This window comes from Coleofasciculus sp., from assembly GCF_046539235.1.
GTDB lineage: Bacteria > Cyanobacteriota > Cyanobacteriia > Cyanobacteriales > Coleofasciculaceae > Coleofasciculus.
In genome coordinates, this window is sequence record NZ_JBKHHI010000017.1 from 19,959 (window position 1) to 31,701 (window position 11,743).

8 protein-coding genes and 1 pseudogene are annotated in these 11,743 nt (G+C 43.5%); 7 read left to right on the forward strand and 2 right to left on the reverse strand.

Going from position 1 to position 11,743, the window contains the following annotated elements:
- Positions 1 to 48 precede the first annotated feature (48 nt).
- The 4 genes and pseudogenes from ACLFWI_RS03390 to ACLFWI_RS03405 all read left to right on the forward strand — a co-directional run bounded on the left by ACLFWI_RS03390 (position 49) and on the right by ACLFWI_RS03405 (position 4,053).
- A complete protein-coding gene (locus tag ACLFWI_RS03390) occupies positions 49 to 2,523 on the forward strand; it encodes a dynamin family protein (RefSeq protein WP_446411741.1) in 2,475 nt (824 codons plus the stop codon).
- A 37-nt stretch (positions 2,524 to 2,560) separates the two neighbouring features.
- Positions 2,561 to 2,974 (forward strand): annotated as a pseudogene (locus ACLFWI_RS03395) (KGK domain-containing protein).
- 334 nt (positions 2,975 to 3,308) lie between these two features.
- Positions 3,309 to 3,737, forward strand: coding sequence for a KGK domain-containing protein (locus ACLFWI_RS03400; RefSeq protein WP_446411742.1), 429 nt, complete (start codon positions 3,309 to 3,311; stop codon positions 3,735 to 3,737).
- Between the two features lie 70 nt (positions 3,738 to 3,807).
- Complete coding sequence (locus ACLFWI_RS03405; RefSeq protein ID WP_446411743.1) at positions 3,808 to 4,053, forward strand: HNH endonuclease; 246 nt, start codon at positions 3,808 to 3,810, stop codon at positions 4,051 to 4,053.
- Positions 4,054 to 4,100: 47 nt separating this feature from the next.
- Here ACLFWI_RS03405 and ACLFWI_RS03410 read toward each other — a convergent pair whose 3' ends face one another.
- Both ACLFWI_RS03410 and ACLFWI_RS03415 read right to left on the reverse strand, forming a co-directional pair.
- Entirely contained in the window at positions 4,101 to 4,637 is a 537-nt protein-coding gene (locus ACLFWI_RS03410) for a peroxiredoxin family protein (protein ID WP_446411744.1), read from the reverse strand.
- Positions 4,638 to 4,781: 144 nt separating this feature from the next.
- Complete coding sequence (locus ACLFWI_RS03415; RefSeq protein WP_446337396.1) at positions 4,782 to 5,375, reverse strand: peroxiredoxin; 594 nt, start codon at positions 5,373 to 5,375, stop codon at positions 4,782 to 4,784.
- 1,165 nt (positions 5,376 to 6,540) lie between these two features.
- Between ACLFWI_RS03415 and ACLFWI_RS03420 the strand changes: the two genes are divergently transcribed.
- The 3 genes from ACLFWI_RS03420 to ACLFWI_RS03430 all read left to right on the forward strand — a co-directional run bounded on the left by ACLFWI_RS03420 (position 6,541) and on the right by ACLFWI_RS03430 (position 11,677).
- Entirely contained in the window at positions 6,541 to 8,613 is a 2,073-nt protein-coding gene (locus tag ACLFWI_RS03420; RefSeq protein WP_446411747.1) for an amylo-alpha-1,6-glucosidase, read from the forward strand.
- Between the two features lie 555 nt (positions 8,614 to 9,168).
- Positions 9,169 to 10,344: an Rpn family recombination-promoting nuclease/putative transposase gene (locus ACLFWI_RS03425; RefSeq protein ID WP_446411745.1), complete on the forward strand. Its 1,176-nt coding sequence runs from the start codon at positions 9,169 to 9,171 to the stop codon at positions 10,342 to 10,344.
- Between the two features lie 316 nt (positions 10,345 to 10,660).
- Positions 10,661 to 11,677, forward strand: coding sequence for a 2-hydroxyacid dehydrogenase (locus ACLFWI_RS03430; protein ID WP_446411746.1), 1,017 nt, complete (start codon positions 10,661 to 10,663; stop codon positions 11,675 to 11,677).
- The last annotated feature ends 66 nt before the right edge of the window (positions 11,678 to 11,743 follow it).

Below are 11,743 nucleotides of genomic sequence, written 5' to 3' on the forward strand. Positions count from 1 at the left end.
CTGGCGATACAATCAAACTAAACACCTTTTCGCTCAATCGCTACCATCATGACATCCACGCCAGCTCAATGTGAGAACCTGCAAGAACAGGTAGACAGTCTTCTGCAATTATTGCATCAAGAGCCATCGTTACGAGCATCCCAGGATATCACGTCCGTGCAAGCCTCTCTACAAAAAGCCATTTCTCCCACATTTGAGATTGTCTTTGCCGGTGCGTTTAGTGCAGGGAAATCGATGCTAATTAATGCACTATTAGAACGGGAACTACTTTATAGCGCCGAGGGACACGCCACAGGTACAGAATGTTATATCGCCTATGCGGATACGGATCAAGAACGAGTGGTGTTAACGTTTTTGAGTGAAGCAGAGATTCGGGAACAGGCGGTAGCCCTATGTCAGAAATTGGGATTATCCGCCGCCGCCAAAGCCGCCGCTCATATTCATCAACCGGATGAAATTAACACTTTACGCCAAGGATGTCAAGAGATTATTCAGCAGGAAGGGGGAGAAAGTAAATCAGAACGCGCCAAACAAGCAAAGGCATTGGACTTGCTAATGGCAGGGTTTTTAGCAAACCGCGATCGCGTCCATTCTACCAGCCATGCGACGTATTCGATGGAACAGTTTTATTTTTCTAATCTCCAAGAAGCAGCAGGTTATGCGCGTCGGGGAAGTAATAGTGCGGTTCTCAAGCGGATTGAATATTATTGCCATCATCCCTTATTACAGGATGGTAATGTTTTAATTGATATGCCAGGAATTGATGCACCAGTTAAGCAAGATGCCGAGTTAACCTATACCAAGATAGAAAATCCCGAAACCTCCGCCGTGGTTTGTGTGTTGAAACCAGCCTTAGCTGGGGATATGACAACGGAGGAAACGCAACTGCTGGAGACGATTCGTAGTAATCCAGGAATTCGCGATCGCGTCTTTTATATTTTCAATCGTATTGATGAAACCTGGTATAACAGCCAGTTGCGACAGCGGTTAGATGAGTTGATTCGTCGCCAATTTTGGGATACACCCAAGGTTCATAAAACCAGCGGATTACTGGGATTTTATGGCAGTCAAATTAAGCATACCACAGAACGCGATCGCTTTGGCTTAGATTCTATTTTAGCCCAGGCTGTCAGAGGGATAGGTAGTCAAAATGAAACGCCACAATTCGTGAATGAATTTAATCGGTATTGTGGTTCGGGTAAATTTGTGGGGAGTGAGTTTAAACCCTCTGTCCGAGGGTATGAAACCCCCGAAGAAAACTATGTGCGAATTCTTAGAGAATGGGGACTACCACTCCTAGATAAACTGATTCAAGATAGTGGGATTGAAGAGTTTCGCACATCCATTACTCGCTATCTTACCGAGGAAAAGCGTCCGCAGTTATTTGCCAATCTAGCTGATGACTTACAACCCCTATGCATTAATCTCAAGAAACATTATCTAGGTATTCAGCGAGATTTAGATAGTCAACCTCACGAAATAGAGGCGATGAAAGCCCAGGAGTTAGAACGGCTGAATCAAGAATTACAACAAGTGGGAAGGGAGTTTTGTCTTCACATCGCTGAAGAAGTAAATCAGGCGGTAACCAATAGCTGTGATGCCTTTGAGATAGAATTTCGCCAACTCCAACATCAAATGATTCAACGCCTGGATGAATTACTCAATACATTTTCAGTCGCCCAAGCCTATAGTCGCGCCACTCGCAGTCATCCTCGTAATGCAACCGCCCCCTTAATTGCGGTTTTAGTCGAGGCGCTTTATTATTTGGCGAATCAGTTAGAAGATGTTTTAGTCAAAGCCTCTCAACAGGTAGCCTCTCACTTTTTTGCTTATCTGATGGAACAAGTACGCCGCAGTGATTATTACAGTCAACTCTATCGATTATTGGGCAATGATGGCGGAATTGAGCAACAGTTAAAGGTAGTGGAAAAGCTAGTCTGTCAGGCGTTAGCCAGTGAAGCGCGAACCGAGTGTGACAGATATGTGCGAGAGAGTCCCCGTTTTTATGATGAAGGGACATTTTCAATTTATCAATTCCGGGAAACCTTACAGCAAACCTCTCAAGGGTATGATGCTGAAAGTATGATTGAAGCCGAACCCGCGATTCGACAGTTATTGAAATTAGATTTTGAACCCAAAGTCTCAAAATCTATTCGCCGCAATTTCCGCCAAACGGTTAATCAAACTCTAAAAACGATGTTATTACCAATGACCGATGAACAAGCGGATCGTATTTTACAGCAGTATCCCAATGCTCGTGCGTATTTAGAGCAAACCTTGGAAAAAGAAGCGGAGGATAAGATTCAACAGAATCAGCGAATGCAAGAGGAAGTTGAGCAAAAGATTGCGGCTTATAATCAAGCGGTTGCTGGGATTAATCGATGTTTACAGGCGATGAAATTAGACAGGCATCATCAACTACCGATGATTGAGGAGTCAGATTTAAGTGTAGTGCCAATTTCAGATGAAGTGGATAACTTAGCTGAGAGTACAGTAGTCTCAGCAGATTCTGATCTACAATGAAGCAAAAATAAGTTTGCTTGAAAGTCTAGAACTAGATATGACCGATCAATTTAAGCCGTTAGATGATGTCGCTGAAGATCAACAGACTGTTTTGTCCTTTAGGAATTCTATGTACAAAGTCGGAGAATTTATGAGACAGATGAAGATAGCATTTGTGGAATCAGGTCTTCATAACTGTTCTCACAGGTTAAAGGATAGAGGTGGAGTGCCATTTTTAAACCAATCAAATTCATGGCTTAAAGAAGGTGTAAATTGTGAGTTACTGAAACCTGGTAGCAATGGCTGGAAAAAAGGAAAAGTGAGGATAAAAATGATTCTATAGTTTTGCCCTGATGAACCAGAAGTGAAGGAAATCTCTGAAAGCCAAGAACCCAAAATTAGTAATCCAGAATCGCCCCTAGATGATTTGCGTCAGAGGATCAACCAAGAAAATCAATCAGAAAACCAATAAACAAAACGCTGCCAATTCCCATTTATTGTAGGGGCGCAAGGCTTGCGCCCGAAATCCCCACCATGTTATCTGTGTAAGCTGTCATGCATTTAAATTGGGAATGGGTAGCGAGCAAGATGCAAAGCCTGCGGCATGGCTTCGCTAAACGCACTACAAGGATTTCGTCATTATTGACATTAAGGTTTAAATGCCGAACAGCTTAGGCTGGGTTGAGGAACGAAACCCAACTTCTATGATTTCCTGTTGGGTAACGCTGACGCTCTAGCCAACCTACAATAACTTAGATTTTCGATTAAAATAGTTGTCAGGGTAAATTCAATAACTATAAATTGACATGGAAAATAATTTATCTCTATCTAAATGTGATGACAACGATGTTTTGGATTTTGGAGGCGATACATTTAAAGTCAATAAATTAAAGCAAGCTTTAGATAAATCATTGGATGCAGACATAGGAGATAGGATTAATAATAATTTAGTTGACAATGGAGTGAATATAGATGAAACCATTTTGCGACCAAACGATGAGTATGAAGAATATACGAGATGGTTTAGCGAGGGCGTAGATTGTGAAATACTTCAGCTAGGTGCTAATCGATGGAAAAAAGGAAAAGTTAAAATAAAAGTTAGCTTTGAATTTTATACAGAAGAGCCGGAGGATGGAAATAAAGATACCAGTGATAATCCAAAAGTTGATCCACCCGAATCGCCGCTTGATGATTTGCGTCAGAGGATCAACCAAGAAAATCAACCAGAAAATTAATAAACAAAGCGCCGCCAATTCCCATTCCATGTAGGGGCGCAAGGCTTGCGCCCGAAACGCCATAAAACCAATGAAAAAAACACCCCGAATTCCCATTCCTCCAGAAGTGAAAAACTATGTCTTTGAACGCGACAATTACCAATGTCAAAGCTGCGGTAAAACTTACCTAGACACCAAACTGCAAATTGATCATATTATTCCCCTTGCCCGTGGGGGGCAAAATGATATTAGTAATTTACAAACTCTCTGCCGTTCCTGTAATCTAAAGAAAAAACATCATCTTGATTCTCGCTTCCGGCGTCACTTCAGTCGCTAAAATGTTTGCTTCTTGAAGAGCGAGTATGACATAAGACATAAGACCAACTACTCCAGCTTCGAGAGTAGCTTCTCCATCTCAGCATTTGGCGATAAGAATGAAAACAAATGTTTAAAGCAAAGTTTGCCTTGTTTATCGATCAAAAACTGAGCAGGTAAAGGTGCTCCCAGTGCCTGACCGACTTGATAAGCTTGAAAGGTGCGACAACTTGGATCACTCAACAGGGGCATTTTTAACCCTAAATCCTTGACCACAGTTTTGCTTTGCTGAAAATCGGTACTCGTTATCATTAACACCTCTACCCCCTTCTGAGTAAATTGCTCGTATTGCTCATTCATCGCCTGAATATGGGGATAGCAAAGGGGGCAATATTGCTTTTCGGTAAAAATGCGGGTAAACGCCAGCAGAACGGGTTGCTGTTCTCGATAACTGGATAATCTCACCTGACGATTATTTGTGATATCCGGTAGTTCAAAATCTGGAGTCACTTGTCCTAATCTCAACGGATTAGTAGCCGGGATGGGAAAAAAATTACGCAGAAAACGCTCGTTAAATAAACCCCTAAAGTCAGTTGATGTTAGCATTGGCTGAATCGGATAAAATAACTTATTTTATAGCAAAAGGCAGATGGCAAATGGTTTTTTAATCTGTCCTAGCCTTTACAACAACAGCTATAACGGCAAAGGGCGCACGTCGGTGCGCCCCTACCGGGTATCTTTTGGTAAAGGTTAAACGGCTGAGAAGTAAACCTTGGACTTAACGGGATCAGGAACCATGGTTTTATCACCGGGTTGCCAACCTTGAGGGCAAACTTCGTCTGGATGCGCCTGAACGTATTGAGTCGCTTTCAGAGTCCGCAACACTTCATCTACATTCCGACCAAAAGAGAGGTTGTTGATGGTCGAATGCTGAATTATACCATCTTTGTCGATAATAAACAATCCCCGTAGGGCTACACCTGCATCGGGGTCAAGAACGTTGTAAGCGGTACTGATTTCTTTCTTGATGTCAGAAACTAGAGGATAATTGAGATCACCCACACCACCACTCTTGCGATCAGTTTGAATCCAAGCTAGGTGAGAGAATTCACTGTCCACGGAGATGCCGAGAACTTGAGTGCCAACTTCTTTAAATTCACTAAAGCGATCGCTAAATGCTGTAATCTCTGTGGGACAGACAAAGGTGAAGTCTAGCGGATAGAAGAATATGACTACATATTGACCCCGGTAATCAGACAGCTTGATGGTCTTAAATTCTTGATCGACAACCGCCGTCGCACTGAAGTCAGGAGCAGGTTGACCAACTCGCAGACATCCTTCCATGAAATTATCCTCCTTGAGTGTTTTGGTGTATGCGTTCGCTATAGGTTATCAGTTTTAGTCAATAGACACAGATTATTTACGAACTGTTACGACTATATCATAATCCATAGTCATAACGACTAGGACTTACCCACAGGTTTGGTCAATCCCATGGGCTGTTTCAACATCGACTTCCGGGAAAAGGTCTCATCCCAGTTATGCGATCGCCTCTTCGGGCGTTGATGTTTATGTAAATTTGGATGGGAATGATAGCCGATTTGATGGTCGCAGGGCGAGACTACACCTGACGAAAGGCTTAGCAATGAATGCTCATAAAATAAATGAACAATCAACAATAGCGAATATTTTCTATGATTGGTTGAACCAGCATTCGGATACTATCACAGTTCATCCTAAAGGAGCAATTATTCTTTCCCCTCCCTCGTGGTTCAAATAGTTATATGCTATTGCCTAGGTTGACGACGAGGAAGGGCGGGTTTTGCCTTTGAAGTTATCAGTATATACCAAAATTAAGCGTCTAAACCCGCCCCTACAATTGACTTCATGAAGAGCCTGATAATCTTATAGCAGCCCCAAAGCACTGGCTGAATCAAAGCTAGTCACACCTAAATGACGGAAAGCTGGAGTCGCATTGATTCGTCCAACGCCAAACAAGTGCATCCGTGTGTTCGGAGTTAAGTAGGGGTAAATTGCTTCAAGAATGTCGATAATTTATTGGCTGGGTGTTCTCGCAAGTCCTCCTAAAGCAACGTAATCATATCCCATACCAATGATGTCCTTAACGGCTTTAGAGTATGAGTCTGGACTCCACCCTTGAGCTACACCAAAGAGTCTGGGTAGACGAGGTTTCAACCGGAAGAGAGAGCGATCGCAAATAGTTCTCCCCTAGTAACAAAAATACCAAGTCATAATCCGCGATCGCACATTCATGCCCAGACGTAGAGACGTAGCATGCTACGTCTCTACGCTGTTTACGTCAAATTGGGGTGAAACCTTAATTTTTTCTGGGATAGATTGACGTCAAACGATTATTCGCTAAACTAGACTACTTCCAGTAACAGTGTTGGGTTTTTGAGCTTGAGAAACCGGGTAAAAGCAATACCAAAGGTTTTGTGAAGGTTTTGTGACAACTGGTTGGGTGTTCTATTGGGAGAAAAACGTTGTGGTGCATTATTTAGATCGACGGGAATGGCTGCTCACGAATGGATTAGGTAGTTTTGCCAGTGGTACGGTTTGTGATGCTCGTACTCGCACCTATCACGGCTGGTTGATTGCTGCACTCGATCCGCCCCGACAACGGACGTTATTATTCTCTCATTTGGATACCAGTCTGGAGATCGGGGGCAAGATTTGGGCGCTTTCGACCAATTTCTGGAATGGGGGTAAAACGATTGATCCGGTAGGCTATCAATTTTTGCGTTCTTTTGACACTGATCCTGTTCCTGAGTGGGTTTGGAGTCACCAGCAGTGGCAATTGACACGCCAACTGGTTATGCCTTACGGGTTAGTTGAGGATGAGGAAGCGTCTAGGGAAACACGGGAATTTTGTCACCGGATTCTGATTCAGTATCGCTATCAGGGTAGTGAGATAGCAACCTTAAGGTTACGTCCTTTGATTGCCGATCGCAACTTTCATCACCAGCAATTCGATGCAGAAAATTTACAATTCTCTCAATTAATTGGACATCAATGCCTTTACCTGCAAGCCATGCGCCAGGGTCAAGTGGGTACGCCTTGGCAGTTGGGTTGGAGTGTAGGAGAGTATCAACCGGATGAATTGTGGTATTGGAATTACTACTATCCTGAAGAAAACCAGCGCGGGTTAGGCGATCGCGAAGATCTCTATAGTCCTGGCTATCTTACTATTTCTCTAGAACCGGGCGCAACAGTTACGTTGGAAGCGCGAGTGGGATGTCCCCAAGATACAGCACCACTCCAGTTAAATGCTCAAGTGTTTGAGGCGGTGGTGCAAGCTGAACAAGACAGGCAAAATCAGTTAGTTGAGACAGCCTGTAGAGACGTTCCGATGGAACGTCTGGAAGCTGAAATTAGATATCCATCTCCGATGCAGTCACACCAAGATGGGGAAAAGATTTGGCGTCAGTTACTCAAAGCTGGCGATCAGTTTATTGCTTGGTGTGCCTCGATTAGTAGTCCAACGGTTATGGCTGGCTATCCCTGGTTTAATGATTGGGGGCGGGATACACTGATTGCTTTGCCCGGATTGGCATTAGCGACAGGACGTTTTACTTTAGCCAGGGGACTACTCAAAACCTTTGGCAATTATTGTCGCGATGGTTTAATTCCTAATACCTTTCCCGATGCAGAGACTGATCCGATTTATAACAGTATTGATGCGTCTTTGTGGTGGCTAGAAACCCTAGGACTGTATTTGGAAATCACCCAAGATTGGGATTTTTTGATTGAGCAATATCCAACGGTGCGAAAAATCTACAAAGCTTATACGGCAGGTACTCGTTACAATATTCAAGTTGACGCCGTAGATGGACTGCTAACTTGGGACGCGCCGGATGTGGCGATTACCTGGATGGATGTGGTGCTGGATGGTCAACCGATTACACCTCGTCTAGGAAAAGTGATTGAAATTAATGCACTTTGGTATTCAGCGTTGTGTTGGATTGGTAAATGGACGGAAAAAATGGCAACGGGGGCGGTTAAGGATCGGGTGCGTTTGTTGCACCATACTCAACATTATATCCAGCAAGCGCAACAGGTAAAAACGTCATTGCAGCGGTTTTGGAATCCCGATAAAAAATACTTTTATGACACCATAGAACCCGATGATCACCGCAATGCTCAAATTCGCCCCAATGCGGTAGTGGCGCTGTCTCTGTATCATTGTGGCTTTACAGAGAATCAAGCACGACAGGCTTTGCAAGTAGCACGCGATCGCTTGTTAACTCCCTACGGTTTGCGAAGCCTTGATCCGGCTGATCCTGAGTACATTGGTTATTATAATGGCGATCGCTGGCATCGGGATAGTGCTTATCACCAAGGAACGGTTTGGAGTTGGCTGATTGGACCGTTTTGTCGGGCGTGGAAACGCTTCTACCCCACTCAACCGCTTCCCTTTGACTGGAAACCTTTGCTAGATCATCTACAGCATCAAGCCTGTATTGGGTCTATTTCCGAGATTTTCGATGGAGACGAACCCCATCTCCCCCAAGGCGCGATCGCCCAAGCTTGGTCTGTGGCAGAATTAATTCGGGGCTGCTGAATAAGTCTTGTGGTGGGGGGAGGGAACAGGGAACAGGCAACAGGCAACAGTTTCAAGCCTCTGTTGAGGTGAAATTCGGCGCAAAAGTCAGCGAAAATCCCAGGATTTTAAGTGTAAAGGTGTAAAAACCTTGTACTTGTTGGGGGCAAAAATGGCTTGAAGTCCTTATCTGGTGTACCTTCCACACTTGTGCAGCAAGCCCTAATTCGTTGCTTTAGGGAATAGGGAAGTAAATAGGTTGTAAAAATTAAAGTTAATGGCGAGGATTGTCATTCGTCATTCGTCATTCGTCATTCGTCTTATGTAGGGGCGGGTTTAGGGACTTCATTCACTTTGTTCCCATTAACTGAACAACAAAACCCGCCCTAACCCCACCATTAACTAGGCATGGCTCAACACAATACATGGCATTGATCTTAATGTCCTAATGACCCTAGCGACTGCTATAACTTGAAAACTGCTGTAAGTAAACCTCAAATCCTTACCGTTCCCTGTTCCCTGTTCCCTGTTCCCTAATCTCCACCGCTAACTTTAATTGTGTCCACCTACTTACTTATGACGCCAACTCCAATCGATTACGATAGCCCCTGGAAAGATGCCATAGAAAACTACTTTGAAGACTTCATCGCCTTCTTTTTACCTGAAGCGCAGCCGGAAATTGATTGGAGTCGAGGTTACGAATTTTTAGATAAAGAACTGCAACAAGTGGTGCGCGATGCTGAAGTAGGGCGGCGTTTAGCTGATAAGCTAGCCAAAGTTTATTTGCTCACGGGTGAAGAAGCGTGGGTTTTAATCCACATTGAAGTTCAAAGCCAGGAAGAAACGAACTTTGCTGAACGGATGTTCGTTTACCATTACCGAATTTTTGACCGTTATAAGCGAAACGTTGCCAGTTTAGCGATCTTGGGAGATGAACGATCTACCTGGAGACCTAATCAGTATGGTTATCAGCTATGGGCAAGTGAGATTCAGTTTAACTTTCCCGTGGTGAAGTTGCTAGACTATTCTCAGAGGGGGTCAATCCTAGAGACTTCCCGCAATCCCTTTGCTACCGTCGTCATGGCGCATTTACAAGCCCAAGAAACCAGGAATAATAGAATTAGACGTAAATCATTAAAATTGGCTCTAATTCGGGGATTGTACGAACGGGGTTATGAGCGAAACGATATAATCAACTTATTCCATTTTATAGACTGGGTAATGAGCTTACCGCAAGAGTTAGAAAATGAGTTTTGGACGGAATTAGGTCAGTACGAGGAGGAAAGGAGAATGCCTTATATTACCAGTGTTGAAAGGATTGGAATTCAAAAAGGTCGTCAAGAGGGTCGTCAAGAGGGTCGTCAAGAGGGTCGTCAAGAGGGTATCAGAGAAGGATTGTTGGCTGGAATTGAATTGGGCTTAGGCTTGAAATTTGGTAGGGAAGGGTTAAACCTATTACCAGAAATTTTGCCCATTCAGAATGTAGAAAAGTTAAGAGCAATTCTTACAGGAATCAAAACGGTAAGTACGCTAGATGACCTGCGTCAGTTATGGAATAATACTCAGGGAATTAGGCAAGGACTATTAGAAGGTATAGAAATAGGGTTAAGATTGAAGTTTGGCAGCGAACCGTTAGACATTTTAGCCGAAATCTCGGAAATTCAGGATGTGGAACAGTTACGAGCAATTCTAGCAGCGCTACCAGCCGTCAACACAATTGAGGAACTGCGTCAAGTTTATCAACCTAAGTAAAATGGTACTGATGTAAGGCTGGTGGGTTTCGACTTCGCTCAACCCACCCTACGGCATATCAATGCACAATAAAAGTTAACGGTGGATATCGTCATATTTTTTAATTTTTTCCTGTAGGGGCGACCCGTTTGCATAAATTAACTCCTGTGTCCATTTAATTGGAGCGGGTCGCCCTCTCCTCATCCCCCCTGTTACCGATAATTTAATATCACAATATATATTTTTGAATATACAATATGTTGTCTTATAATATACTATAGATTTGTAGTCAGTTATTTGCTGTTTGTTTTTACTTTATATCAAACAATAAACAACCATGAAAGTCGCTGTTTTCAATACCAAATCCTACGACCGTAATTTTCTAGAAACTGCAAATGCGAATTATAATCATGACCTGGTTTTTTTTGAACCCCGCCTGACTCAGGAAACCACAGCCTTGGCAGTCGGGTTTCCGGCGGTGTGCGTGTTTATCAATGATCAGCTTGATCAAACAACCTTGCGGATGCTGGCTGCACAGGGGACGAAGCTGATTGCTACACGTTCTGCGGGGTTCAACCATATTGATTTAAATGCAGCGGCTGAATTTGGCATAACCGTGGTGCGAGTTCCAGCCTATTCACCTTATGCTGTCGCTGAACATACCGTAGGACTCATTTTAACCCTTAACCGTAAAATTCATCGCGCTTATAACCGAGTGCGAGAAGGAAATTTTTCCCTGGATGGATTCATGGGATTTGATTTACATGGGCGAACGGTAGGGATTGTCGGTACGGGTAAAATTGGTTTCCTGGTTGCCCAGATTCTGCATGGATTTGGTTGTCAATTACTGGCGTATGATTTGTATCCGAATCCTGATTGTGAAGCTTTGGGGGTCAAGTATGTTGATCTCCAAGAACTCTTCGCGTCTTCCGATATTATCTCTCTCCATTGCCCCTTAACGCCCCAAACCCGTCACCTGATCAATGCTCAATCATTGGCGCAAATGAAATCAGGCGTAATGCTGATTAACACCAGTCGCGGCGCACTTATTGATACGCAAGCCGTTATTGATGCGCTCAAGTCTCGAAAAATTGGCTATCTGGGTTTAGATGTTTACGAACAAGAATCCAATTTGTTCTTTGAAGATTTGTCTGCCGAAGTGATTGAAGATGATGTTTTTCAACGACTATTAACATTTCCTAACGTTTTGATTACAGGTCATCAAGCCTTTTTTACTGAAGATGCTTTGGAAAATATTGCTCAGACAACATTATCTAACATTAGCGATGTCGAGTCGGGTCGCCCTTGTCCTAATCAGGTGAGCGCCCAGCGTGTTGTTGCCACTAAGTCTTGATAAACCAAAAGCGTTGAACCAGGAATCACCGTTAATGGTCAACAGAGACGTGTCATGGTACGTCCC